This window comes from Ideonella sp., from assembly GCF_041287625.1.
In the GTDB taxonomy this organism is placed as follows: Bacteria; Pseudomonadota; Gammaproteobacteria; order Burkholderiales; family Burkholderiaceae_C; genus Ideonella.
In genome coordinates this window covers 126003-150343 of sequence record NZ_JBGGNH010000068.1, presented here as the reverse complement: position 1 = coordinate 150343, position 24341 = coordinate 126003, and the positions used below count along the sequence as shown (strand labels likewise).

Here is a 24341-nt window from a genome sequence, read left to right as displayed (position 1 = left end):
GAAGCCCTGCTGATTGAGAGACCTCTTTCCGGAGGTCTTCCCAGACGCCCGCATCCGCGGGCGTTTTTCATCGTCAGGGCGCCAATGGCACCGGCGCAGGCGGGAACACGAGCAGGAAACGCACACCCTGCCGCCCATGCGGCGCCGGTTCGATCTTGGCCTGGGCGCCATGCAGGCGCGCAATGTCGGCCACGATGGCCAGGCCCAGGCCGCTGCCGGGGCTGCTGGCGTCCCGCCCGCGCCGGAAGCGCTGCCACAGCGCGTCCAGGTTGTCCTGCGGCACGCCGCGGCCGTCGTCCTCCACGCTGAGCCAGCTGCGGCCCTCGCGGGTTTCGGTGCGCACGGTGATGCTGGTGCCGGTGCCTGCGTGGCTGATGGCGTTGTCGATCAGGTTGCCAATGGCTTCTTCGAGCAGCATGGCGTGGCCTTCGACCCAGGCCGGCTGCAGCTCGAAGCCCAGGTCCTGCCCGGCCTCCAGCGCAGGCCGCAGCCAGCGCTCGGCCATGCCGGCGACCAGGGCGGACAGGTCCAGCCGTTGCGCCTTCAGCCCCGGGTCCAGCGCGGCGCCCTCGGCGCGCGCCAGCGCCAGCAGTTGCTGCGCGAGGCGCGAGCCGCGCTCGGCACCGGCATGCAGGCGCTCCAGCACCGGGTGCAGGTCCGGCGAATGCGGCGTGGCCAATGCCTGCGCAGTCTCCACTCGCATCACGCTCAAAGGGGTGCGCAACTGGTGCGCCGCGTCGGCGACGAAGGCGCGCTGGGCCGCGGCCGCCTCGTGCAGGCGGGCCAGCAGCCGGTTCAGCGCATTCACAAAGCCCAGCACTTCGAGCGGCATGCCTTGCGCGTCGATGGGGGCCAGGCGGTGGGGCATCAAGGACTCGACGTCCGCCACGGCACGGCTGAGCGGCCGCAGCGTGCGGCGGATCGCCAGCATCGAGAACAGGACCAGCGGCAGCGCCAGCACGGCGGCGCCCACGCCAGCGGCGAGCAGGGCGGCACGCTGCGCGGCGTTGCGCTTGCCCAGTGTTTCGGCCACGACGACGACGCAGACCTGGGCCATTCGGGCGCCACAGGCCGCGCCGTGCACCGCCAGGCGCACCGGCTTGCCGGTCAGCCAGGCGAGCTGGAAGCGCCACTCGTCGGCCTGCATCGGCGGCGCCAACGCGGCCAGGTCAAAGCTGCCGCCCAGCAGCCGGCCATCCGGCGCCTTGACCGCGAAGACGGTTTCGTCGACCACGTCGGCCGACAGCGCGCGCGCCGTCTGCGGGCTCAGCGGCAGCGTCACCTGCCCGTCCTTGAACTCGATGATCTCGGCCAGTGCCACCGTGGTGCCGGTCAGCGCGCGGTCCAGCGCGTCCAGCGCCGGGCTGCGGGCCAGAAGGTAGATCAGCGCGGCCGTCAGCGGCACCAGCCCCACCAGCGGCGCCAGCAGCCAGATCAGCAGGGTGCGGCGCAGGCTGGGCGGCGCCGTGCCGTTGCCCTGGGTCATGGCGACGGCGCAGCGTCCAGCAGGTAGCCCAGGCCGCGCACGGTACGCAGCCGCACCCCGCCGGGCTCGATCTTGGTCCGCAGGCGCGAGATCAGCAGCTCCAGCGCATTGGCCGAGGTGGCCGCATCCCAGCCAGGCACCAGCGCGGCCAGCTGGTCGCGCGGCACGATCTGGCCGGTCTTCAGCATCAGGTACTGCAGCACGATGCATTCGCGCGCCGACAGGTGCACCGGCTGACCGTCCACCTGGGCCCGCCGGGCGCCTGCGTCGAAGCTCAGCATGGACAGCACCAGCATCTCGCTGCGCCGCAGCTCGTGGCGCCGCACCAGCGCGCGCAAGCGGGCCAGCAGCTCGCTCAAGGCAAACGGCTTGACGAGGTAGTCGTCCGCGCCGCCTTCCAGCCCGCGCACGCGGTCGTCCACGCCGTCGCGTGCGGTGAGCATCAGCACCGGCAGGCTGGAGCCCTGCTCGCGCACGCGGCGCAGCGTCTCCAGCCCGTCGATGCCGGGCAGCTCGATGTCCAGCACCAGCACGTCGTAGGCGTCCTGCAGCAGCGAAGCGGGCACCGGCTCGCCGCGGTCGCTCACGTCGGCGCGCCAGCCTTGGGCGCGCATGGCCGCCGCGATGGATGCGGCCAGGGGGCTGTCGTCTTCGACCAGGAGGATGTGCATGCGTGTGACCCGGAGAACAGGCCGACACGATGCCACATCCTGGCCCGGTCAGACGGCCGGCGCGCCATCCAAATCCGGCTCGACAGTCACGCGCCAGCCAAGGCCGGCCCGCTCACTGCCGCAGCGCACCGGCAGGAAACGCTGGATGACCTCGAAGTTGGTCTGCGCGTGCAGCGTCAGTTCGGTGGCGGTGTAGCGGCCCGCATGGCCGCTGGCCTGCACCGCGAGCGCCAGTGGCAAGGTCAGCTGGTCCGCCAGGTACGGGCCGGCGGCGGCCGCTTCGTCACCCTGCCGGCTGGCCTGGTAGCCACGCACCTGCTGCACCAGCTTCTTGACCACCTGCTCGGCTGCCAGGCTGCGCTCGCCGAAGCTGGTGAAGACCTCGGTGACATGCGCATGCACCAGTGTCGCCATCAGCGCATTGCCCGGGCCTTCGTTCTGCCTCGCCGGCGGCGTGCGCAACTGCGCGCCTTCCCAGCCCATCGCTTCGCCCAGCAGCTCCAGCTCGCGCGTGGCCACGCTGCGTGCCAGGCCAGGCGCCAGGCATTCGGCGTAGGCTTCCTGCAAGGGCCCGCGCTGCAGCAGCTCGAACGGTTGCAACGCACCCGGTGCGGCAGGGGTCACGTCGGCGGTCAACTCGCCGCCGCCAGCCGGGTAGAAGCCATGGCGCCGCAGCGCCACATCCAGCCCCACGCCCATGCGGCGCAACAGCGGCGCAAACGAGCGCTCGATGAAATGGAAGTTCGGCGCCATCGGGTTGTGCGTGCCACCCTGCAGCGCCAACCGGCTGGGCCCGTCCGCCAGCATCAACGCCGGCAACACCGTCTGCAGCACCAGCATGCAGCTGCCTGCCGAGCCGACCGCAAAACGGTACTCGCCCGCCTTCACCGTACCCGGCTCGAACACCAGTTCCCGCGAGCCCAGCTCCGCACCGTGCACGGTCGCCCCGCTCACCGCCTGCGCCGCATTCACGCAAGCCAGGTGCTGCCGCATCAGCCCCGGCTTGGGCCGGCGCCCGCGAATGTCATGCAGCGCAAACGCCTGGCCCGTGCACATCGCCAGCGCCAACGCGCTGCGCAGGATCTGCCCGCCACCCTCACCCGCGGCGCCATCCAGTTCAATCATCTTGTCCATCACGTCTTGCATTGTTGTTCTCTTCATTCTTGTTCTTGTCGCGGCATGGCCCGCCTCAGTTCAGCGCTCCCGCTGTCGCCAGCACAAAGCCCAATGACGACTGCAGCCCACGCGGCAGGCGCGCCACCACCTGGAGCCAGGCCGCCTTGATGGCTTGCGCCTGCGCAGGCTTTGGCGGCATGCAGATGTGCTGCATGTCCCGCTGCCAGCAGGCCACTGCATCAGCGACCTCCGCCTCGCGGTCAGCCTCCAATGACAGGCGCATCGCCTGCAGCCAGAGCAGCAGCACCGCCCACGGCTCACCGCGCCGGAGGATCTCCCGCGCACGGCGCAATGCCAGAGCGGTCTGATGCTGAAAAGCCTGTTCCAGCACCCGTGCCGGATCAGCGAGATACACGCCCTGCTGGACCTGCCGCATCGCGTACTGCTGCAGCCGCGGCACACTGTCGGCCCAGGCTGCCCACACCAAGGCCTCGACTTGTGCATCGTCCGCGTGCGCACGCAGCGCGGCCAGCAAGGCCACGCGCACCGAGGGCAAGGGCTCGGCACCCCACGCCTGACACAGCGGGCGCACGCGCTCGAAGTCCGTCTCCGCCAACAGGCCCAGCGCAGCCACCCGGTGGCGCGCAGACACGCTTGTGTCGACCACGCGCGCCATGGCCCGGGCGTTCACCTGCGCCTGCTGCGCCGCAGGCAGCAGTGCCCACGCCGAGCGGCGCAGCGCCGCATGCGCGCTCAGCGCCAGATCCTGCAGCAGCTCACTCGGCAAGCCTTCTGGCGCGTCCTTGCGCAAGCAAGCCAAGGCCGCGAGCCGGATGCGCGAAAACGGGGATGCCATCGCCGCCGTCCACAGGCGAGCTCGGTCGCTTGCTTCCGCCAACGACGAAACATTCGCCATGGCCCAGTGCGCCAACGGGATGTCGCGCCCGACCAGTGCGGCGTGCAGCCATGCCATGCGGTCGAGAGCATCGCGCGCAGCCTGCCATTCAAGGCGGCGCACATGGCGCCGCACCGTCAGCGGCATGTCTGGCGATACCGCGGACTGCAGGGCCGGCAGGACGGCGGGCGACGAGAGGAAGGTGTCGATCTCGTTCAACAGCTCGGCATGGTCTGCCCGACCGGCGCGCGTGAGCGCCACGACCTCCGGCAGCGCCCGTGCCCAGGCGGCACTGTCGGCCGGACGCAGCATCGCACGCACGGCCTCGCGCGCCGCGGCGCGAACCTGCGGCACCCAGTCGTTGACCCGCACCAGCAGTAGCGGCAAGGCCGCTGCCTGCGGCTCCCGCGTCAGCGTCTTGAGCGCAGCCTCCCGCTCCCAGCCGCTGTACGAGGTCAACTGGTCGAGCAAGGCCAGCGCCCTGCTGGCCGGGCCCTGATCAGGCGCTACAGCACCGGTGGCGGAATCAACCTGACGGCCCAGCACCTTGTTCATGAACTCGGCGAACGACATGCCGCCCTCCTTTCTTGCCTTTGGCGACCCGGCCGATCATGCCGGCCCGGTCTTCTACCCCTTCACGCACACCACCTGCTTCAAGGTGTAGACCACTTCCACCAAGTCCTTCTGCGCGGCCATCACCGCGTCGATGTCCTTGTAGGCCATCGGGATCTCGTCGATGACGGCTTCGTCCTTCCGGCATTCCACGCCTTCGGTCGCCTTGATCTGGTCGGCCACGGTGAACAGCTTCTTGGCCTTGGTGCGGCTCATCACGCGGCCGGCGCCGTGGCTGCAGCTCTCGAAGCTTTCCGGGTTCCCCAGGCCGCGCACGATGAAGCTGCGCGCACCCATCGAGCCGGGGATGATCCCCAGCTGGCCCTTCTTCGCGCTCACCGCGCCCTTGCGGGTCACGAACACGTCTTCACCGAAGTGGCGCTCCTGCTGCACGTAGTTGTGGTGGCAGTTCACCGCTTCCACATGGGCCTCGAAAGGCTTGGTGATCACGTGGCGCACGGTGGCGATCAGGTTGGCCATCATCACCTCGCGGTTCTTCGCCGCGAACTTCTGCGCCCAGCCGACTGCACGCACGTAGTCGCCGAAGTACTGCGCGCCTTCCTCGAAGTACGCCAGGTCCTGGTCCGGCAGGTTGCGCTGGTGGACTTCCGCGTCCTTCTTCGCCAGCTCGATGAAGTGGGTGCCGATGGCGTTCCCCACCCCACGCGAACCGGAGTGCAGCATGAACCACACGGCCCCCGCTTCATCCAGGCAGACCTCGATGAAGTGGTTCCCGGTGCCCAGCGTTCCCAGGTGCTTGCGGTTGTTGGTGTTCTTCAGGCGCGGGTGGTCTTCGCACAGCGCTTCGAACTCGTCCACCAATCCCGCCCAGGCCTGGTCCACCAGGTTGGGCGGGTTCTCCCAGGCGCCTTCGTCACGGCGCCAGCCCTTGGGCGAACGGCCATGCGGCACGGCCTTCTCGATGGCCGAACGCAGCGGCCCCAGGTTGTCCGGCAGGTCCTCGGCACGCAGCGTGGTCTTGCAAGCCATCATCCCGCAGCCAATGTCCACCCCCACCGCAGCGGGAATGATGGCCTTCAGCGTCGGGATCACGGAGCCCACGGTGGCGCCGATGCCCAGGTGCACGTCCGGCATCGCCGCCACGTGCTTGAAGACGATGGGCAGGCGCGCGGCATTGCTCAGCTGCGCATGCGCCTCGGGTTCCACCGGCACGCCGCGGGTCCACATCTTGATGGGCACGCCGCCTTCGACTTGTTCTTCGTTGTAGTTCATGGTGTTCTCTTCATTCGTTCATCTGGGCCCGGCGCGATGCCAGACGCTAGCAAAGGTGCGGTGACAAGGGTCGATGGAATCTTCACTCCGCCATCCATTTCTGGACCGGGAATTGAACCCGGGCGTCTCAAGATCACGCTTGAGACACGCAGCTTTTTCGCCACGTGCGTCTACCAGTAATTCCATCTGCATTCACCGCGAAAAAATTGGCGACAAGGGTTGGTGAAACGTCGTGCTCTACCAGACTGAGCTACGGTCAACCCGGAAGCTGACCGGCGGGATTCGAACCCGCGACCACGAGATTAAGAGTCTGTAGTTCCACCGGCATTCGCCAAAAAAACAATTCAATTCGTTGCGGGTGAGGTCGGGCCTCCCCGCGTGGCGACCAACAGCCGGAAAGACTGATTGGATGTAGTCCTTCCTGCATTCGCCACGCGACGACTCCCTCCCTCGGGTTGATTGCTTCAATCCTTCTGCGGCAGCGCCACGTCCTCGATCACGCGCACCCAGTGCTCAGCACCGGTGGCGCCATGCGCGAAGGCCGCGATCAAGCCGAACACCGCGTCCGAGAAACCGCCAACGTTCATCACGTCGGACTGCTCCGCGGCCTGGGTGGTCGCACCCGGCTGCAGGTCCACGCACACCAGGCGCGCCTGCGGGCAACGCTGCTTCAGCGCGGCCCATTGGCGCATGGTCTCGGTGGCACCGTGGCGGCGCGCGTCGATCCACGACTCGTTGTCCGACACGATCACCACCAGGTCCACCTCGGCGCGCTGCTGGTTCAACAGCGCCAGCGGTGCGCTCACGTTGGTCCCGCCACCGCCAACGCCCGCCAGCCTGGCCGCGTTGCTCATCACCGAATCCCGTGGATTCAACTGCAGCGACACGACCTTCTGCTCGAACGGCAGCACCACGGCGCCACTGTTCTTGCGCACCAGCGCCGCTGCCACCAGCGCGGCCACGTCGATGCAGCGCACAGTGCTGGTCGCCGAGCCGCGATGCCCGGTCACCGGCGAAGCCATCGAACCGGACACGTCCGGGCAGATGACAACACGACCTGGCAGCGCCGGCACATTGGCCAACGCAGCTTCCATCGCGTCTTGCAGCGCCTCGCTCAGTTCGCCCGCCAGACCGCTTGCAGCCTTGTAGGCCGCCATCAGCTGGTACGGCAGCACACGTGCCTTGGCAATGGCCTGCACGTCGCGCAGCTTCGCAGCCACAGCTTCGACCATGCCGGGTTCCTCGAAGACACCATGCCGCGCAAACGTGGCCAGGTTCTGCCGCACCATCTGCCACGACCCCTGGCGGGCAATCGCGCACCAGTGAGCGGTCGTCAGCGGCAAGGCCGTCAACATCTGGAACGGCACGTCGGGCAGCTCGTTCACCACCTCGCCGGAAGCCAACGCACGCTTGAAGCGCTCGAAGGCTTGCGTGGCGGGCGGCAAAGCCGCTTCGTCGTGCGCACGGCCAATCAGCCAAGCGAACCAGGCACCGCGCCAAGCCTCCACCGGCTTCGGGTGAACCATCTTCACCACGTCCGCCAGCGAAGGCGTGGTGCCCACGGCCGCATGCAGCAGCTGCGCTTCGGAAGCCGCCAGCAGCCATTGCTGCACCAGCTTCTTCGGACGCGAACCCAGCGACTTGCGGCCCACCGCGCCACTGCGCACGATCTGCACGAAGTTGCGCAGCATCTTGCCGTTGTCGATCACCCGCGGGAACACCGCCCGCAACAAGGCCACGTCACGCTGCGCCAGCACCGCCGCCAGCAGCGCCGGCATGTCTTTCATGTAACCGGCCTGGCGGGCGTAGATGGCTGCCTTGGCCACGAACAGCGACGGCAGCTCGGCAGCCAGTTGCTGCACGGCGTCCAGTTGCGCATCGGCCGAGGCGTAGTAGGTCTGGCCCAGGGAGCCGGTGGCCGCCAGCTGCGCCAGGCGGTGCTTGGCGCTGTAGGCATAGGCGGGGGCCTGGGCCTGGTTCAGCGCGGTGGCGGCCGGCAGTTGCAGGCCGCGGGCAGTGGTGAAGAGCGTCTTCAACATGGCTTCTCTCCTCGGGCTTTCTTGTGTCTTGTTCGTCAGTTCGTCTTGCTTGCTTTCTTATTGCAACGGGTGTGCCAAGCCTTGCTGAAGAACTTCAATCATTCATTAAGTGATTGATATGAAAGGAAATATTCTCGATACGGACTACCGATCGGCAATCAGATCCGATCATCGATTTATGGATTGCTAGAATATAAGCTAGCCATCTAGCAAAAATGAAAACCAGCCAGAAAACTGTCGTCATCGGATTCCTCGGCACGCAGCTGGACTCGGGCCAGGGCGCCGGCCGCTGGGAAAAATGGCGGCCGACGATTTCGCTGGTGCAGCGCGAGGACACGGTGGTCCACCGGCTGGAGCTGCTCTACACGAAGCAGCACCTGGCGCTGGCGCAGCTGATGAAGGCAGACATTGCCAATGTCTCGCCCGAAACCACGGTCAACCTGGTGGCGCTGGACCTGGCCGACCCCTGGGACTTCGGCGAGGTCTACACCGCGCTGTACGACTGGGCCAAGGGCTACCGCTTCGATGCCGAGCGCGAGCGCTACTGGGCGCACATCACCACCGGCACGCACGTCGCGCAGATCTGCATGTTCCTGCTGGTCGAGTCGCGCCAGTTGCCGGGCGTGTTGTTGCAAAGCTCGCCGCCGCGCAAGCAGCGCGCGGGTGAGCCCGGCAACATCGCGCTGATCGACCTGGACCTGTCCCGCTACGACGGCATTGCCAAGCGCTTCCACCAGGAGCAGAGCGATGCGGTGGCGTTCCTGAAGAGCGGCATTGCCACGCGCAACCCACGCTTCAACACGCTGATCGCCGAGATCGAGCGGGTGGCGGTGCGCTCGAAGGCGCCCATCCTGCTGGTCGGCCCCACGGGCGCCGGCAAGTCCTTCCTGGCGCGGCGCATGTACGAGCTGAAGAAGGCGCGGCACCAGCTCGAAGGCAGCTTCGTCGAAGTGAACTGCGCCACGCTGCGCGGCGACGGGGCGGCCTCGGCACTGTTCGGCCACAAGAAAGGCGCCTTCACCGGCGCCGCGGCCGAGCGCGCGGGCCTGCTGCGCACGGCAGACGGCGGGCTGCTGTTCCTCGACGAGATTGGTGAACTCGGCCTGGACGAGCAGGCCATGCTGCTGAAGGCCATCGAAGAGAAGCGCTTTTTCCCGATGGGCAGCGACCGCGAGGTGGCGAGCGACTTCCAGCTGCTGGCCGGCACCAACCGCGACCTGCGCGCCGAAGTGGCCGCCGGCCGCTTCCGCGACGACCTGTTCGCCCGCATCAACCTCTGGACCTACGACCTGCCCGGCCTGGCGCAGCGCACCGAGGACATCGAGCCCAACACCGAACACCTGCTGGCCTTGAGCGCGCAGGACACCGGCCGCGCGGTGCGCTTCAACGCCGAAGCCAAGGCCCGCTACCTGCGCTTTGCCCAGTCGCCCGAAGCCACCTGGAACGGCAACTTCCGCGACCTCAGCGCCTCGGTCACCCGGCTGGCGACGCTGGCCGAAGGCGGGCGCATTGGCGTGGACCTGGTGGACGCAGAGATCGCGCGGCTGCGCTGGCTGTGGAAGCGGCAGGATGCGCCCAGCCAAGGCACGGAAACCGAGGTCGACCTGCACGCCCTGCTGGGCGACGAAGCGGCTGAGGCGCTGGACCTGTTCGACCGGCTGCAGTTGCAGGCCGTGCTGCGCGTGTGCCGCAGCGCCAAGACCCTGTCAGACGCCGGCCGGCAGCTGTTCCACGTCAGCCGCACGCAGCGCAGCGTGGTCAACGACGCAGACCGGCTGCGCAAGTACCTGCAGAAGTTCGGGCTGGGCTGGGATCAGGTCCGCTGAAGCCATCGGGAAGCTGTCGCAGCCGCCCTTTGCGGGAAAGCACCAAGGCCACACACTGGCCATCTGTCGGACATTCGGTGCTTTGTTGTACGACAACAGACAACATACAACCCAACACCGCCATGATGCCTGCCCACCCCGTTCGTTCCCGCAAAGTGGCCGGTGTCGCCGCTTTGGCACTCCTGTCGCTCTCTGCGGCGCACGCAGCCGAATACGCCTACATCGCCAACGCAGACAGCCAGGAGATTTCCGTGCTGGCGCTGGACCCGGCCAAGGGCACGCTGAGCACCATCGAAACCGTGCCGGTGGGCGGCACCGTGATGCCGCTGGCCGTCAGTCCGGACAAGAAGGTGCTTTACGCGGCGCTGCGTTCGCAGCCGTTCCGGGTGCTGAGCTTTGCCATCGACCCGACCAGCGGCAAGCTGCGCAAGCTGGGCGAAGCGCCGCTGGCCGACAGCATGGCCAACATCGACACCGACCGCAGCGGCAAGTGGCTGTTCGCGGCCTCGTACCCGGGCCACAAGATCACCGTCAACAGCATCGGCAAGGACGGCGCCGTCGGCGCGATCCAGCAGCTGATTCCGACCGCGCCGAACGCGCATGCAATCCATGCGGACGCCACCAACCGCAGCGTCTTCGCCACCAGCCTGGGCGGCGACCAACTCTCGGCCTGGCGCTTCGACGAAGCCACCGGCCAGCTCAGCGCCAACAGCCAGCCGCTGACGCTCACTGACCCCAAGACCGGCCCGCGCCACTTCGTCTGGGACAAGGCGCAGAAGTTCATGTACGTGCTCTGCGAGCTGGACGCTTCGCTCTACGTCTATGCCTATGACGCCGCGGCCGGCACGCTGCGCCAGCTGCAGCGCAGCACGGTGCTGCCGCCCGGTTTCAGCGGCAAGCCCTGGGCAGCGGACCTGCACCTCGGCAACGACGGCCGTTTCCTCTACGCCTCGGAGCGCACCACCAGCACGCTGGCCACCTTCCAGGTCAACCCGGCCACCGGCCTGGTGCAACTGGTCAACCACGTGCCGACCGAAAAGACCCCGCGTGGTTTCGCGATCGACCCTTCGGGCCGCTGGCTGCTGTCCACCGGACAGGAGTCACACGGCGTGGCGGTGCATGCCATCGACCCGGCCAACGGCACGCTGAGCCAGGTCCAGCGCTACGCGCTGGGCAAGAACCCGAACTGGGTGGAGATCGTCGAGCTGCCTTGACAGCCCCGGGGCCGGCTCAGCGGTAGAACGCCTCGACCCTGCCCTTCAGCTTGATCTTCAGCGGCTGGCCCTTGCGGTCCTTGGCCTTGCCGGCGGCCACCGCGATCCAGCCTTCGCTGATGCAGTATTCCTCGACGTCGAAACGCTCCTTGTCGTTGAAGCGGATGCCGATGTCGTGCTCGAAGACCTTGGCGTTGTGGTGCGGGCTGCGCGGGTCGGTGGAGAGGTGATCGGGCAGCGCGGGACGCTCGGCGGGCGTCGGGGTGGCAGCGGTCGTGGTGTCGTCGGTCATGGGCGCTTGTTGATTCAGTGGTGAAGTTCAGCCGGCCAGGCCGGCGAAGACGTTCTGCACGTCTTCGTTGGCGTCCAGCGCGGCGAGGAAGGTTTCGACTTCTTCGAGCTGCTCGGCATTCAGCGTCGCCGGGTCGACCGGGTTCTTGGGCTTGTAACCCAGCTTGGCCGACAGCACATTGAAGCCCTGGCCCTGCAGCGCGCGGCTGACCAGGTCCAGGTCGGTCGGGTCGGTGAGGAACACGGTGGTGCCGTCTTCGCCGGGCTCCAGGTCCTGTGCGCCGGCTTCGATGGCGGCCATCTCGGGGTCGGCGCCCGGGGCCACCGGTTCGGCCTCGATCATGCCGACATGGTCGAAGTCCCAGGCGACCGAGCCGGAGGTGCCGAGCTGGCCCTTGCGGAACAGCACCCGCATGTCGGAAGCGGCGCGGTTCACGTTGTCGGTCAGGCACTCGACCATCACCGGCACGCGGTGCGGCGCGAAACCCTCGTAGAGCGCGTAGTCGAAGTGCACGGTTTCACCGGTCAGGCCGGCGCCCTTCTTGATCGCGCGCTCCAGCGTGTCCTTGGGCATCGAAACCTTGCGGGCCTGCTCCACCACCAGGCGCAGCCGCGAATTGGCGGCAGGGTCGGCGCCGTGGCGGGCGGCAATCATGATGTCCTTGGCCAACTTGCCGAACAAGCGCCCCTTGGCGTTGGACGCCAGGTCCTTGTGCTTTGCTTTCCACTGCGCGCCCATCGCTGCTCTTTCATTGAGTTGCCGCGCAGGCCAGCGGCGCACGCGAAGGGGGCGGATTTTAGGCGCAGCCCAGGGCGCCGGTGCTTCACCCCACTTCAGGCGGCTTGCACCTCTGGCGCGGGCTCCGCCAACTGCGGCGCCAGCACCGAGATGACGGCCGCCAACACCGCGAGCACCAGCAGCCCGAAGCGCAGGCTGGTGGCGTGCGCCAGCCAGCCGATCAGCGGCGGGCCGAGCAGGAAGCCACCGTAGCCCATGGTGGCCATCGCGGCAATGCCGTGGCCAGGGCCGCGGCGCGAGCGCCGGGCCGCGGCGCCGAAGGCCAGCGGCGCCACCGTGGCCACGCCCAGCGCCACCGCGACAAAAGCCACCATCGTCAGCCCCAGCTGCTGGGCCGCCAGCGCCATGGTCAGCACCGCCGCGCCCAGCGCATTGGCCAAGCGCAGCAAGCTGGTCGCCTGCCAGCGCAGCAGCAGCTTGTCGCCCGCCAGGCGCATGGCCATCATTGCGAACGCAAACGCCGCGTAGCCGAACGCGCCCACGGCCGCCGTGGTGCCCAGCGTGCCGGTCAGGTAGACGGCGCTCCAGTCGGCCATGGCGCCTTCGACCAGGAAAGCGCAGAAGACGATGGCGCCCAGGCCCAGCATGCCGGGCTCCGGGCGCGCGAAACGCGGGCCTTCGGGCATCGGCGCAGGCGGCGTGGCCGGCAGCCAGCGGCGCGCCAGCAAGGTGACCAGCGCCAGCACCACCGCCACGCCGGTCAGGTGCCAGAACGGCGAGACGTCTGCATGCGCCATCGCGCCGCCCAACGCCGCGCCGCACAGGCCACCCGCGCTCCACAGCCCGTGCAGGCCGGACATGATGGGCTTGCGCTGGCGCGTCTCGACCTCCACCGCCAGCGCGTTCATCGCCACGTCCATCGCCCCGTTGGCCGCGCCCAGCATGAACAGCGAAAACGCCAGTGCCAGCAGTGAACCGACGATGACCGGGTGCGGCAGCACGTAAAAGCACATCAGGCCGGTGGCCAGCGTCAGCGCCCGCGCGCCCAGGTGGGCAATGCCGCGGCCGGCCAGCTGGAAGGCCACCAGCGCACCCGCACCCATGGCCAGCAGTGCCAAGCCCAGCTGCCCTTCGTTCAGGTGCAAGCTGTCCCGCACGGCAGGAATGCGCGAGACCCAGCTGGCAAAAGCCGCGCCGTTGGCGAAGAAGACCGCGGCCATCGCCAGGTGTTCGGTACGGGGCGCCGCAGCGCCAGCTTCAAGGGTAGCGGCCATTCGGTCAGAAGCTCCAGATCTGCGCTCAATCGAGCAAATTCACAATTAAACGAGCATACTTGAGCAAGCAAGCCACCGCAAGCTGCCTAGAATCGCCCCATGGACCGCAAGACTTCCGCCTCGCCTCAGTTCAGCGAAGAACGCCGCGCCCGCATCCTGGAAGAGTTGCAGGCCAAAGGCCGCGTCGAAGTGCCGGGGCTGGCGCGCCTGCTGGAAGTGTCCGAGCACACCATCCGCCGCGACCTGCTGGACCTGCAGGCCCAGGGCAAGCTGCACAAGACCCACGGCGGCGCCGTGACGCTGGACACCGCCCGGCTGGACTTCGCCGCGCGCAGCAGCGTGCAGGTCAGTGCCAAGCTGGCCATCGGCCAACTGGCCGCCACGCTGATCGAGCCGGGCCAGACCGTCATCATCGACGCCGGCTCCACCTCGCTCAGCCTGGCCCGCGCCCTCGTCGCCCGCCCGCTGACCATCATCACCAACGCGCTGGACGTGGCCGCGCTGTTCGACCGCGACCCACAGGTACAGCTGGTGCTGACCGGCGGCAGCTGGCAGCCGCAGTCGCGCGCGCTGTGGGGCCCGGCCGCCTGCGAGATGCTGGCCCGCTGCCGGGCCGACTGGGCCGTGCCCGGCGCCTGCGCGGTGGACCTGCGCATGGGCACCACCGTGACCGACGAGGCGGATGCTGCCACCAAGCAGGCGATGATCGCCGCAGCCACCCGCACGCTGATCCTGGCCGACCACACCAAGCTGGACAAGGTCTCGCCCTTTGGCGTGGCGCAGTGGCACCAGGTGCACACGCTGGTGAGCGACCGCCCATGGCCCGAGCTGGCCGCGCTGGGCGTGCAGGTGCTGGTCACGCCAGCGGACTGATCAACCCGCTCGCTCCGCTTCAAGGCACGAAGCGGTAGCCAATGCCTGTTTCGGTCAGCAAATGCCGCGGCTGCGCCGGGTCGGCTTCCAGCTTCTTGCGCAGCTGCGCCATGTAGACGCGCAGGTAGTGCGTGTCGTCCGCATGGCTGGGGCCCCAGACCGAGCGCAGCAGCTGGCGGTGCGTCAGCACGCAGTGCGGGTGCGCGGCCAGGTGCGTCAGCAGCCGGTACTCGATGGGCGTGATGTGCAAGGCCTCGCCGCTTCGCTCCACCGTGCGGCGGCCCAGGTCGATGCGCACCTCGCCGAACTCGATCGCGCTGCCGACCGCGTTCGCGCCTGCCGCAGCCGGCGTGGCGCGGCGGCGCAGGTGGGCGCGCACCCGCGCCAGCAGCTCGCCGGTGCTGAAGGGCTTGACGAGGTAGTCGTCGGCACCGGCGTCCAGCGCCTCGATCTTGTCGGTCTCGCCGGTGCGGGCCGAGAGCACCAGCACCGGCACGTCGGACCAGCCGCGCAGTTCGCGGATCAGGGCCACGCCGTCGCCGTCCGGCAGGCCCAGGTCCAGCACCACCATGTCGGGCCGGCGCGTGCCGGCCTCGATCAGGCCGCGTTCCAGCGTCTCGGCCTGGTGCACCTCGAAGCCTTCGCGCGCCAGCGACTGGCTGACAAAGCGGCGGATCTCGGCCTCGTCTTCGACGATCAGCACGCGGGGCACCGGTTCACTCATGCGCTGGGTCCTTCTGTAATGTCTTCAGCGGGCCAGGCCTCGTCGGCCACCATCGCCGGTGGCTCGCCGCGCGGCAGCTCGATGATGAAGCGCGCACCGCCCGCGGGCCGATTCTCGGCGCGGATGCGGCCGCCATGCGCCTCGACGATGGCACGGCAGATCGCCAGCCCCAGGCCCACGCCCGGCGTGGCGCTCTCGCGCCGGCCACGCTCGAACATCTCGAAGATGGCCTGCTCGCGGCCAAGCGGCAAGCCGGGGCCTTCATCGTCCAGCGTGATGCGCACCCACTCCCCCGCCACCTCGGCGCCAAAGCTCAGCGGGCTGCCTGGCGGCGTGTACTTGGCGGCGTTTTCCAGCAAGTTGCACAACACGCGCTCGAACAGCGCCGGGTCCACCTGCAGCAGTGGCAGGTCGGCCGGCAGCCGGGTCTTCACGCGGCCGGCTTCCAGCGTGCCATCCATCGCCCGCAAGGCGCTGCCCAGCGCTTCTTCCAGCGGCAGCCACTGGCGGTGCAAATGCACTTGGCCGGACTGCAGCCGCGCCATGTCCAGCAGGTTGTGCACCTGCGAGCGCATGCGCAGCGCGGACTCGCGCATTGCATGCGCCAACTCGGCCTGCCGCGCGGGCTCAGCGAGAGGTTGCATGGTCAGCGACTCGGCCATGCCGACCATGGCTGCCAGCGGCGTGCGCAGGTCATGCGAGATGGCCGCCAGCAGCGAATTGCGCAGGCGCTCGGACTCGACCTGCACCGTCGTCTGCTGCGCCACTTCCACGTAATGGATGCGCTCCAGCGACAGCGCCAGCAGCGAAGCGCAGGTCGCCAGCAGCCGCTGCTGCTCCGGGCCGACCAGCCGCGCCGGCTGCTGCGGCGCGACCGCCAGCACGCCGCGCATGCGCATTGGCGCCTTCAGCGGCAGGTACAGCATGGCCGCTGCGGGCAAGGTATTGGTGCCCTGCCCGGCCGCTTCGGCATGGTCGTAGGCCCACTGGGCGACACCAAGGTCGACCGCCTTTTCGGCCTCCGCCCCATGCGAGGCGACCAGCCGGTCATTCGCGTCCGCCACCAGCAGCGTGCTGCGCGCGTCGAACTGCGAGGCCAGGAAATTCGCGGCGATCTCGGCCACCTGCTCGGCCATCAAGGCGCCCGAGAGGTCCCGCGACATCGCGTACAGCGCACCCACCCGCGCCTCGCGCCGCGTGGCCACCAGGGCCTGGAACTTCAGGCCGGCCGTCATCTGCCCGATGACCAAGGCCACCACCAGCATCACGGAAAAGGTCAGCAGGTACTGCGCGTCGCTCACGCTGAACGAATAGCGGGGCTCCACGTACAGGAAGTCGAACGCCGCCACGCTGAGGAAGGCCGCCATCACGGCCGGGCCACGCCCGTAGCGCACGGCCGCCACCACCACGGCCAGCAGGAACAGCATCACGATGTTGGTCAGTTCGAAGACCGAGTGCAGTGGCGCGGCCAGGGCCGCAGCGGCCGCGCAGCACAGCGCCGCCATCGCATACGGCCGCCAGCCCTGCATCTCGGGCGCAGGCGCCCCCCAGGCCCACCAGGGACGCGCCGCGCGCTCGTCCTGGCGCGCGGGCAAGGCGATCTGGATGACATCCAGGTCCGGCCCCATTGCGCCCACGGCCTCGGCCAGCGTCAGCCGCCACGGCCGCGGCCAATGCCGCGTGTCGCGGCCCAGCAGCACACGCGAAAGGTTGTGCGCCTGGGCATAGCGCACGACCTCTTCCGGCAAAGAGCGGCCGGACAGCGTGGCGGTCGTCGCGCCGGCTTCTTCGGCCAGCGTCAGCAGGCGCAGCGTGCGCTGGCGCACGGCGTCCGGCAGGCGCTGCAGGCGCGGCGTCTCCACGTACAGGCAGTGCCAGGGCACGCCCAGCTGCGCGGCCATGCGCGAAGCGGCGCGCACCAGCTTGTCGGCCCCGTCGCCGGGGCCGATGCACAGCAGCAGCGCCTCGCGGGTCTGCCAGACCGGCGCGACCGAACGGGTGCGGCGGTACTGCAGCATCTCGTCGTCGACCCGGTCCGCCGTGCGGCGCAGCGCCAGTTCGCGCAGCGCGATCAGGTTGCCCTTGCGAAAGAAGTTGCGCACCGCCGTGGCGGCCTGCTGCGGCAGGTAGACCTTGCCCTGCTTCAGGCGCAGCAGCAATTCGTCCGGCGGCAGGTCGACGATGACGACCTCGTCGGCCTCGTCGAAGATGCGGTCCGGCACCGTCTCCCAGACGCGGATGCCGGTGATGCCGGTGACCACGTCGTTGAGGCTTTCGAGGTGCTGGACGTTCATCGTCGTCCAGACGTCGATGCCGGCGTCCAGCAGTTCCTCCACGTCGTGCCAGCGCTTGGGGTGGCGCGAGCCGGGCACGTTGGAATGCGCCAGCTCGTCCAGCAGCAGCAGGGCCGGCCGGCGTTTCAGCGCGCCGTCCAGGTCGAACTCCTGCAGGCTGCGGCCCTTGTGCTCGACGCTGCGCAACGGCAGCCGGTCCAGCCCCTGCACCAGCGCTTCGGTGTCGGCCCGGCCGTGGGTTTCGACCAGGCCCAGCAGCACCGCCACGCCCTGGCGGCGCAGGTCCTGCGCACGCTGCAGCATCGCGAAGGTCTTGCCCACGCCGGCGCTGGCGCCGAAGAAGATCTTCAGCTTGCCGCGCGCGGCTTGTGCCTCGTCGGCCTGCAGGCGGGCCAGCAGCTGGTCAGGGTCGGGCCGGGTGTCAGTCACAGCAAGAGCATAGGAGACCACGCATCAGGATCGCATCAGGGGGCCTGCGTCAGGACGCAGCCTGCTGGTCCAGTGCCAGGTTCAGCAGCAGCACATTGACCCGCGGCTCACCGAGCAGGCCCAGCGTGCGGCCTTCGGTGTGCGCGGCGATCAGGGCCTGCACAGCCGCCAGCGGCAGCTTGCGTTCTCGCGCCACGCGGGCCGACTGGTACTCGGCCGCGGCCGGGCTGATGTGCGGGTCCACGCCGCTGGCCGAGGTGGTCACCAGGTCCACCGGCACGGGCTGCGTGTTGCCCGGGTCGGCGGCCTGCAGCGCGGCCACGCGGGCCTTCACCGCGTCCACCAGCGCCGGGTTCAGCGGGCCGACGTTGCTGCCGCCGGAGTTGGCGGCGTTGTTGGCCATCGGGCTGGTGGCAGAGGGCCTGCCCCAGAAGTATTTCGGCTCGCTGAAGGCCTGGCCGATCAGCTTGGAGCCCACAGTCTGGCCGGCAGCATTGCGCAGCAGGCTGCCGTGGGACTGTTCGGGAAAGGCCGTCTGCGCGACGGCGGTGACGACCAGCGGATAGGCCAGGCCGGTGATCGCGGTGAGCACCACGAACAGGCTGACGGCGGGGCGGAGGAGGTTCTTCATGATGTTCGCTTTCGAGTTCAGACCCAACCGGCGGCACTGAGCAGCAGGTCAATGGCCTTGATGCCGATGAAGGGCACGATGACGCCGCCCAGGCCGTAGACCGCGAGGTTGCGGCGCAGCAGCACCGCGGCACCGAGCGGCCGGTAGCGCACGCCCTTGAGCGCCAGCGGGATCAGGAAGACGATGATCAGCGCGTTGAAGATCACGGCCGACATCACGGCAGAGTTCGGGCTGGCCAGCTGCATCACGTTCAGCGCGCCCAGCTGCGGGTAGGTGCTGACGAAAGCCGCCGGGATGATGGCGAAGTACTTGGCCAGGTCGTTGGCAATGCTGAAGGTGGTCAGCGAGCCGCGGGTCATCAGCATCTGCTTGCCGGTTTCCACCACCTCGATCAGCTTGGTCGGGTTGCTGTCCAGGTCCACCATGTTGCCGGCCTCCTTGGCCGCCTGGGTGCCGGAATTCATCGCCACCGCCACGTCGGCCTGGGCCAGCGCGGGCGCGTCGTTGGTGCCGTCTCCGGTCATCGCCACCAGCCGGCCCTCGGCCTGGTGCTGGCGGATCAGCGCCAGCTTCTGCTCCGGCGTGGCCTCGGAGAGGAAGTCGTCCACGCCGGCTTCGGCGGCAATCGCCGCGGCAGTGAGCCGGTTGTCGCCGGTCACCATGATGGTCTTGATGCCCATGCGGCGCAGCTCGGCAAAACGCTCCTTGATGCCGCTCTTGACCACGTCCTTCAGCTCGATGATGCCGAGCACGCGGGCGCCGTCTGAAACAGCCAAGGGCGTGCTGCCGCGGCGCGCCACGTCTTCCACCGTGGCCGCCAGGTTGGGCGGGAAGCTGCCGCCGAGCGCCTCGACGTGGCGGCGCAGCGCATCGGCCGCGCCCTTGCGGATCTGGCGTGTGCTTCCAACGCCCGGGAGGTCCACGCCGCTCATGCGGGTCTGCGCGCTGAACTGCACAAAGCTCGCGCCTTCGGCCTGGGCGCCGGGATCGCGCATCGGGTGCAGTTGCTTCGCCAGCACCACGATGCTGCGGCCCTCGGGCGTCTCGTCGGCCAGCGACGCGAGCTGGGCCGCATCGGCCAGCTCCACGTCGCTCACGCCAGGCGCCGGGATGAAGGCCGAGGCCTGGCGGTTGCCCAGCGTGATGGTGCCGGTCTTGTCCAGCAGCAGCACGTCCACGTCGCCCGCGGCTTCGACCGCGCGGCCGGAGGTGGCGATCACGTTGGCCTGCATCATGCGGCTCATGCCGGCCACGCCGATGGCCGAGAGCAGGCCGGCGATGGTCGTCGGGATCAGGCAGACCAGCAGCGCGATCAGCACGGTCACGCTGATGGGCGTGCCGGCGCCGGCCACCTGCACGCTGAACACCGAAAAAGGCAGCAGCGTGACGGTGACCGCCAGGAAGACGATGGTCAGCGCGACCAGCAGAATCGTCAGCGCGATCTCGTTGGGCGTCTTCTGGCGCTTGGCGCCTTCGACCATCGCGATCATGCGGTCGATGAAGGTTTCGCCGGGGTTGGCGCTCACGCGCACCACGATCCAGTCCGACAGCACGCGGGTGCCGCCGGTCACCGCGCTGAAGTCCCCGCCAGACTCGCGGATCACCGGGGCCGATTCGCCGGTGATGGCGCTCTCGTCCACCGAGGCCACGCCTTCGATGACCTCGCCATCTGCCGGGACCACGTCACCCGCCTCGACCAGCACCACCGCGCCCTTGCGCAGCTCGGTCGACTCCAACGGGTGCCACGACGACCCATGGCGCGGTTCCTCCAACTTCTTCGCCCAGGTCTGCTTCTTCAGCCCGCGCAGCGAAGCCGCCTGGGCCTTGCTGCGGCCTTCGGCCAAGGCCTCGGCGAAGTTGGCGAACAGCACCGTGAACCAGAGCCACAGGGCGACAGCCAGCGTGAAGCCCGGCGATCCTTGGGCTGCGCCGCCACCAAACGCGGCTTGCAGCCACAGGCCGGTGGTCAGGATGCTGCCGACGTAGACCACGAACATCACCGGGTTGCGCCACTGCACCCGCGGGCTCAGCTTGCGAAAGGCGTCGACCACGGCCGGCCTGGCCAGCGCAGGGTCGAACAATGAAAAGCTCTTGCGTGTCATGGGGAACTCACTCACTTCCAGAGCACCAGGTGCTCGACGACCGGGCCGAGTGCCAGCGCCGGCACGTAGTTCAGCAAGCCCACCAGCAGCACGATGCCGATCAGCAGCCCGCCGAACAGCAGGCCATGCGTGGGCAAGGTGCCGGATGTCGTGGCGATGCGCTTTTTCGCTGCCAGCGAGCCGGCGATTGCCAGCACCGGCACGATCACGCCGAAGCGGCCGAACCACATCGCAATGCCCAGCAGCACGTTGTAGAACGGCGTGTTGGCCGACAGACCGCCGAACGCGCTGCCGTTGTTGTTGGCCGCCGAGGTGAAGGCGTAGAGGATCTCGGAGAAGCCGTGCGCGCCAGGGTTGGCCACGCCCGCCTGCCCGGCAGGGCTCAGCACCGCGATGGCGGTGCCCAGCAGCACCAGCAGCGGCGTGACGAGGATGGCAATCGAGCTCATCTTCATCTCGTGCGCCTCGATCTTCTTGCCCAGGTATTCCGGCGTGCGGCCGATCATCAGCCCGGCGATGAAGACCGCCAGGATCGCGAAGACCAGCATGCCGTACAGCCCCGTGCCCACGCCGCCGAACACCACCTCGCCCAGCTGCATGTTGACCAGCGGCACCAGCCCGCCCAGCGGCGTGAACGAGTCGTGCCAGCCGTTGACCGCGCCGCAGGAGGCGTCGGTCGTGATGGTGGCGAACAAGGCGGTGTCGGCAATGCCGAAGCGCGCCTCCTTGCCTTCCATGTTCCCGCCGGCCTGGGCCAGGCTCGTGCCCTGGTCCACACCCAGCGGTACCAGCAACGGGTTGCCCTGCTGCTCGAAGCTCATCGCGGCCACAGCGCCGATCAGGAACAGCACGCCCATTGCCGCGGCCACCGTCCAGCCCTGGCGCCTGTCCTGCACCATGCGACCGAACGCAAAGCACAGCCCGGCCGGGATCAGGAAAATCGACAGCATCTGAACGAAGTTGGTCAGCGGCGTCGGGTTCTCGAACGGATGCGCCGAGTTGGCATTCAGGAAGCCGCCGCCATTGGTGCCCAGCATCTTGATCGCCTCCTGCGAGGCAATCGGGCCCATCGCCAGCGTCTGCTCGCGGGTCTGCTGCGGCTCCGTCACCGGCTGGCCATCAGCGCCCTTGATGGGCTGGCCATCGGCGTCCAGCTTCGGCGTTTCGTAGTGCTGCGTCTCGACGGTCTGCACCACCGGATACGCGTCGAAGTTCTGCACCACGCCTTGTTGCGCCAGGAACACCGCGTAGACGATGCACAGCGGCAGCAGCAGCCACAGCGTGGCCCGCGTCAGGTCCACCCACAGGTTGCCGATGGCCTTGGCCGAGTGCCGTGCAAAGCCGCGGATCAAGGCAATCACCACCACGATGCCGGTCGCGGCAGAGAAGAAGTTCTGCACCGCCAGGCCCAGCATCTGGGTCAGGTCGCTCATCGTGGTCTCGCCCGCGTAGCCCTGCCAGTTGGTGTTGGTGGCGAAGCTGATCGCGGTGTTGAAAGACGAGTCGGGCGACACGTTGGCCATGCCCTGCGGGTTCAGCGGCAGCCACAGTTGCAGCCGCTGCAGCACATACACCGCCAGCACGCCCAGGCCGTTGAACAGCAGCAGCGCAAGCGCGTATTGCAGCCAGCCCATCTCGGCCTCGGGCTTCACGCCGCACAGCCGGTACAGCCCGGCCTCGATGCGGCCGGCCCAGCGCAGCCGCCCCTCCATCACCGCGGCGATGTAGCGCCCCATCGGCATGGCCAGCAGCCACAGCACGGCGCTGTAGACCGCCAGCAAAGTCCAGCCATGCGCGGTCATTGGACGACCCTCCGCGCTGCGCGCTCCGGCATGAGCGCTTGGGAACGGCCCGGCGCGCTCATGAAAACTTCTCCGGTTGCAGCAGCACTGCCACCAGGTAGACCAGCAGGCCGGCGGCAACCAGGCCACTCAGGATGACGAGGCCAGTCATGACTTGGCCCCTTCCAGCTTCGCGCAGCCGCGCGCCATGCCGACCAGCAACAGCCAGCAAGCGAGGCTCAAGGCGATGTAAACGACATCCATGGGACGCCCTCCTTCAAACATGGAGGTCATCCTAGGAATCGCCGCCTCAAGACGGTGCCAAGACTGCGCCGGTGGGCATCAAGAAGACATCAAGACGGGGGGCCTCCCGGTCGCCCCGTCTCACGCCCGGCAGAGATCACCAGACCTTGAACACCTGCCCGGTCTGCACGCCTTCGACACTGCGCAGGTAGGCCTGGGCAGCACGCGCAGCGGACACCGGCTCGAAGCCCTGGAAAAACGCCCCATAGGCGCCCAGCGATTCGGTCAGCACCGTCGGGCTGACCACGTTGATGCGCAGGCCGCGCTGCAGCTCGCAGGCCGCCGCGCGCACGAAACCTTCGACCGCGGCGTTCACCGCAGTGGCATTCGCGCCCAGGCGGATCGGCGCTTCCGACAGGATGCCGCTGGTCAGCGTGATGGAGCCGCCGTCGTTCAGCTGGTGCTGGCCGATCAGCGCCAGGTTGACCTGGCCCAGCAGCTTGTCCTGCAGGCCGACGTTGAACTGCTCGGCGCTCATTTCGGCCAGCGGGCCGAAGTGCACCTTGCCCGCGGTCGCGATGATCGCGTCGACCCGGCCGACGGCCTCGAACAGCGCATGGATGCTGCGGCCCTGGGTCAGGTCCACGCGATGCTCGCCGCTGCTGCGGCCGGCCGTGACCAGCTGCCAGAGGCCATCGCCGGCCTGCGCCACGGCCTGTCCCACGGTGCCGTTGGCCCCGACGATCAACACTTTTTTCTTGCCCATGATGTTTCTCTCCTGAAGTGCCCGCAAAGCTGCTGGCATGGGTCGTCATAATTCCCGCCAATACCGCATCAGGCAAATCGATTGGATTCATGAGCCACATCATCGAACGCGATTTCAGGGGCGTGGACCTGAACCTGCTGGTCAGCTTCCTGGTGCTGGTGCGCGAGCGCAGCGTCTCGCGCGCGGCGGCCAAGCTGTTCCTCGGCCAGCCGGCCGTCAGCGGCGCGCTGGCCAGGCTGCGCGAGCTGACCGGTGACGAGCTGCTGGTGCGCACCGCGCGAGGCATGGTGCCCACACCCCGCGCGCTGGCGCTGGCGGACCAACTGGCGCCGGCGCTGGAAAGCGTGCGCGGCGCCTTGACCGAATCTGGCGGCTTTGACCCTTCCCGCGGCGAGCGCAGCTTCCGCCTGGGCATGCCCGACTGGATGGAGGCCTGGCTGATGCCCGGCGTGCTGGCCGAGGTGGCGCAGCAGGCCCCGGGCGTGCGGCTGGCGGTGCGCGCGTCGGACCGCTCCCGCGCCAGCCGCATGCTGGAAGCCGGCGAGATGGACCTGGGCCTGTCGGTGTTCGACCCCGGCCCGGCCTGGCAACGCATGGCCGCACTGGCCACGCGCAACTACCGCTGCGTCTACCACCCCGATCAGGTGAAGTTGCCGCTCTCGGGCCGGCTGACGCTGGCGCACTTCCTGCGGCTGCCGCACCTGTTCATCTCCTACCAGGGGGACTTCGAAGGCCAGGTCGACACCGCGCTGGCGGCCCTCGGCGCGCAACGCAGGGTGCTGTATTCCACCCCGCACTTCGGCTCGCTGCCGGGGCTGCTGGCCCGCCTGCCGGTGGTGGCCACGGTGCCGGAGCTGCTGGTGCCGGGCTGGCGCCAGCGCTTCGGGCTGCAGGCGGCAGCGCCGCCGCTGAAGCTGCCTGACTACACGCTGTCCTGCGTCTGGCACGCCCGCCACGATGGCGACCCTGCGCTGCGCTGGCTGCGCGAGCTGCTGCAGCGCAGTGCCGCTGCCCTGCTGGATGCGGCGGCCGCATCCGCTGCCCCGAGGCGGCGAGCTCGCGCCTGAGCCTCCTGTAGGCCCAGGCGAAGCGCCCGCGTCAG

20 protein-coding genes are annotated in these 24341 nt (G+C 68.8%); 4 read left to right on the top strand and 16 right to left on the bottom strand.

Going from position 1 to position 24341, the window contains the following annotated elements:
- Window positions 1-73 precede the first annotated feature (73 nt).
- The 6 genes from ACAH41_RS25600 to ACAH41_RS25575 form a co-directional block, all read right to left on the bottom strand.
- Window positions 74-1486 carry a sensor histidine kinase N-terminal domain-containing protein gene (locus ACAH41_RS25600; protein WP_325650775.1) on the bottom strand — a complete coding sequence of 471 codons (1413 nt, stop codon included), beginning with the start codon at window positions 1484-1486 and terminating at the stop codon, window positions 74-76.
- A complete protein-coding gene (locus ACAH41_RS25595) occupies window positions 1483-2157 on the bottom strand; it encodes a response regulator transcription factor (protein ID WP_325650777.1) in 675 nt (224 codons plus the stop codon). Before ACAH41_RS25595 ends, ACAH41_RS25600 begins: the two co-directional genes overlap by 4 nt.
- 48 nt (window positions 2158-2205) lie before the next feature.
- Entirely contained in the window at window positions 2206-3282 is a 1077-nt protein-coding gene (gene rtcA, locus ACAH41_RS25590) for an RNA 3'-terminal phosphate cyclase (protein ID WP_325651389.1), read from the bottom strand.
- 64 nt (window positions 3283-3346) lie between these two features.
- Entirely contained in the window at window positions 3347-4741 is a 1395-nt protein-coding gene (locus ACAH41_RS25585) for a hypothetical protein (protein ID WP_325650779.1), read from the bottom strand.
- A 54-nt stretch (window positions 4742-4795) separates the two neighbouring features.
- Window positions 4796-6013 carry an RtcB family protein gene (locus ACAH41_RS25580; RefSeq protein ID WP_325650781.1) on the bottom strand — a complete coding sequence of 406 codons (1218 nt, stop codon included), beginning with the start codon at window positions 6011-6013 and terminating at the stop codon, window positions 4796-4798.
- Window positions 6014-6477: 464 nt separating this feature from the next.
- Entirely contained in the window at window positions 6478-8052 is a 1575-nt protein-coding gene (locus tag ACAH41_RS25575; RefSeq protein WP_325650783.1) for an RNA-binding protein, read from the bottom strand.
- 215 nt (window positions 8053-8267) lie between these two features.
- Here ACAH41_RS25575 and rtcR point away from each other — a divergent pair, with 215 nt between their 5' ends.
- Complete coding sequence (gene rtcR, locus ACAH41_RS25570) at window positions 8268-9878, top strand: RNA repair transcriptional activator RtcR (RefSeq protein ID WP_325650785.1); 1611 nt, start codon at window positions 8268-8270, stop codon at window positions 9876-9878.
- A 122-nt stretch (window positions 9879-10000) separates the two neighbouring features.
- On the top strand, window positions 10001-11092 hold the full coding sequence (locus ACAH41_RS25565) for a lactonase family protein (protein ID WP_325650787.1): 1092 nt from the start codon (window positions 10001-10003) through the stop codon (window positions 11090-11092).
- 16 nt (window positions 11093-11108) lie between these two features.
- On the opposite strand, the gene ACAH41_RS25560 is transcribed toward ACAH41_RS25565, so the two are convergent.
- The 3 genes from ACAH41_RS25560 to ACAH41_RS25550 all read right to left on the bottom strand — a co-directional run bounded on the left by ACAH41_RS25560 (window position 11109) and on the right by ACAH41_RS25550 (window position 13396).
- Window positions 11109-11384, bottom strand: a complete 276-nt coding sequence (locus ACAH41_RS25560; RefSeq protein ID WP_325650789.1) for a DUF3297 family protein — start codon at window positions 11382-11384, stop codon at window positions 11109-11111.
- Between the two features lie 27 nt (window positions 11385-11411).
- Entirely contained in the window at window positions 11412-12122 is a 711-nt protein-coding gene (locus ACAH41_RS25555; RefSeq protein ID WP_325650791.1) for a YebC/PmpR family DNA-binding transcriptional regulator, read from the bottom strand.
- Between the two features lie 95 nt (window positions 12123-12217).
- Window positions 12218-13396, bottom strand: a complete 1179-nt coding sequence (locus tag ACAH41_RS25550; protein ID WP_325650793.1) for an MFS transporter — start codon at window positions 13394-13396, stop codon at window positions 12218-12220.
- A gap of 99 nt (window positions 13397-13495) precedes the next feature.
- On the opposite strand from ACAH41_RS25550, the gene ACAH41_RS25545 reads away from it, so the two are divergent.
- Complete coding sequence (locus ACAH41_RS25545; protein ID WP_325650795.1) at window positions 13496-14269, top strand: DeoR/GlpR family DNA-binding transcription regulator; 774 nt, start codon at window positions 13496-13498, stop codon at window positions 14267-14269.
- 19 nt (window positions 14270-14288) lie between these two features.
- Here the strand turns inward: ACAH41_RS25545 and ACAH41_RS25540 are convergent, their stop codons facing one another.
- The 7 genes from ACAH41_RS25540 to ACAH41_RS25510 form a co-directional block, all read right to left on the bottom strand.
- On the bottom strand, window positions 14289-14993 hold the full coding sequence (locus ACAH41_RS25540; protein ID WP_325650797.1) for a response regulator: 705 nt from the start codon (window positions 14991-14993) through the stop codon (window positions 14289-14291).
- Window positions 14990-17716, bottom strand: a complete 2727-nt coding sequence (locus ACAH41_RS25535; RefSeq protein ID WP_325650799.1) for a DUF4118 domain-containing protein — start codon at window positions 17714-17716, stop codon at window positions 14990-14992. The genes ACAH41_RS25540 and ACAH41_RS25535 overlap by 4 nt, the downstream gene beginning before the upstream one ends.
- 49 nt (window positions 17717-17765) lie before the next feature.
- Window positions 17766-18347: a potassium-transporting ATPase subunit KdpC gene (gene kdpC, locus ACAH41_RS25530; protein WP_325650801.1), complete on the bottom strand. Its 582-nt coding sequence runs from the start codon at window positions 18345-18347 to the stop codon at window positions 17766-17768.
- A 17-nt stretch (window positions 18348-18364) separates the two neighbouring features.
- A complete protein-coding gene (gene kdpB, locus ACAH41_RS25525; protein ID WP_325650803.1) occupies window positions 18365-20449 on the bottom strand; it encodes a potassium-transporting ATPase subunit KdpB in 2085 nt (694 codons plus the stop codon).
- Window positions 20450-20460: 11 nt separating this feature from the next.
- A complete protein-coding gene (gene kdpA, locus ACAH41_RS25520) occupies window positions 20461-22251 on the bottom strand; it encodes a potassium-transporting ATPase subunit KdpA (protein WP_325650804.1) in 1791 nt (596 codons plus the stop codon).
- 58 nt (window positions 22252-22309) lie between these two features.
- Complete coding sequence (gene kdpF, locus ACAH41_RS25515; protein ID WP_325650806.1) at window positions 22310-22402, bottom strand: K(+)-transporting ATPase subunit F; 93 nt, start codon at window positions 22400-22402, stop codon at window positions 22310-22312.
- Between the two features lie 228 nt (window positions 22403-22630).
- A complete protein-coding gene (locus ACAH41_RS25510) occupies window positions 22631-23239 on the bottom strand; it encodes a short chain dehydrogenase (RefSeq protein ID WP_325650808.1) in 609 nt (202 codons plus the stop codon).
- Window positions 23240-23328: 89 nt separating this feature from the next.
- Between ACAH41_RS25510 and ACAH41_RS25505 the strand changes: the two genes are divergently transcribed.
- Window positions 23329-24306: a LysR family transcriptional regulator gene (locus tag ACAH41_RS25505; RefSeq protein WP_325650810.1), complete on the top strand. Its 978-nt coding sequence runs from the start codon at window positions 23329-23331 to the stop codon at window positions 24304-24306.
- The last annotated feature ends 35 nt before the right edge of the window (window positions 24307-24341 follow it).

Excerpts from the sequence above, each read along its gene's own strand:
- ACAH41_RS25600 (WP_325650775.1), bottom strand. The coding sequence starts at position 1,486 with ATGACCCAGGGCAACGGCACGGCGCCGCCCAGCCTGCGCCGCACCCTG.
- ACAH41_RS25595 (WP_325650777.1), bottom strand. The coding sequence starts at position 2,157 with ATGCACATCCTCCTGGTCGAAGACGACAGCCCCCTGGCCGCATCCATC.
- rtcA (WP_325651389.1), bottom strand. The coding sequence starts at position 3,282 with ATGATTGAACTGGATGGCGCCGCGGGTGAGGGTGGCGGGCAGATCCTG.
- ACAH41_RS25585 (WP_325650779.1), bottom strand. The coding sequence starts at position 4,741 with ATGTCGTTCGCCGAGTTCATGAACAAGGTGCTGGGCCGTCAGGTTGAT.
- ACAH41_RS25580 (WP_325650781.1), bottom strand. The coding sequence starts at position 6,013 with ATGAACTACAACGAAGAACAAGTCGAAGGCGGCGTGCCCATCAAGATG.
- ACAH41_RS25575 (WP_325650783.1), bottom strand. The coding sequence starts at position 8,052 with ATGTTGAAGACGCTCTTCACCACTGCCCGCGGCCTGCAACTGCCGGCC.
- rtcR (WP_325650785.1), top strand. The coding sequence starts at position 8,268 with ATGAAAACCAGCCAGAAAACTGTCGTCATCGGATTCCTCGGCACGCAG.
- ACAH41_RS25565 (WP_325650787.1), top strand. The coding sequence starts at position 10,001 with ATGATGCCTGCCCACCCCGTTCGTTCCCGCAAAGTGGCCGGTGTCGCC.
- ACAH41_RS25560 (WP_325650789.1), bottom strand. The coding sequence starts at position 11,384 with ATGACCGACGACACCACGACCGCTGCCACCCCGACGCCCGCCGAGCGT.
- ACAH41_RS25555 (WP_325650791.1), bottom strand. The coding sequence starts at position 12,122 with ATGGGCGCGCAGTGGAAAGCAAAGCACAAGGACCTGGCGTCCAACGCC.
- ACAH41_RS25550 (WP_325650793.1), bottom strand. The coding sequence starts at position 13,396 with ATGGCCGCTACCCTTGAAGCTGGCGCTGCGGCGCCCCGTACCGAACAC.
- ACAH41_RS25545 (WP_325650795.1), top strand. The coding sequence starts at position 13,496 with ATGGACCGCAAGACTTCCGCCTCGCCTCAGTTCAGCGAAGAACGCCGC.
- ACAH41_RS25540 (WP_325650797.1), bottom strand. The coding sequence starts at position 14,993 with ATGAGTGAACCGGTGCCCCGCGTGCTGATCGTCGAAGACGAGGCCGAG.
- kdpC (WP_325650801.1), bottom strand. The coding sequence starts at position 18,347 with ATGAAGAACCTCCTCCGCCCCGCCGTCAGCCTGTTCGTGGTGCTCACC.
- kdpB (WP_325650803.1), bottom strand. The coding sequence starts at position 20,449 with ATGACACGCAAGAGCTTTTCATTGTTCGACCCTGCGCTGGCCAGGCCG.
- kdpA (WP_325650804.1), bottom strand. The coding sequence starts at position 22,251 with ATGACCGCGCATGGCTGGACTTTGCTGGCGGTCTACAGCGCCGTGCTG.
- kdpF (WP_325650806.1), bottom strand. The coding sequence starts at position 22,402 with ATGACTGGCCTCGTCATCCTGAGTGGCCTGGTTGCCGCCGGCCTGCTG.
- ACAH41_RS25510 (WP_325650808.1), bottom strand. The coding sequence starts at position 23,239 with ATGGGCAAGAAAAAAGTGTTGATCGTCGGGGCCAACGGCACCGTGGGA.
- ACAH41_RS25505 (WP_325650810.1), top strand. The coding sequence starts at position 23,329 with ATGAGCCACATCATCGAACGCGATTTCAGGGGCGTGGACCTGAACCTG.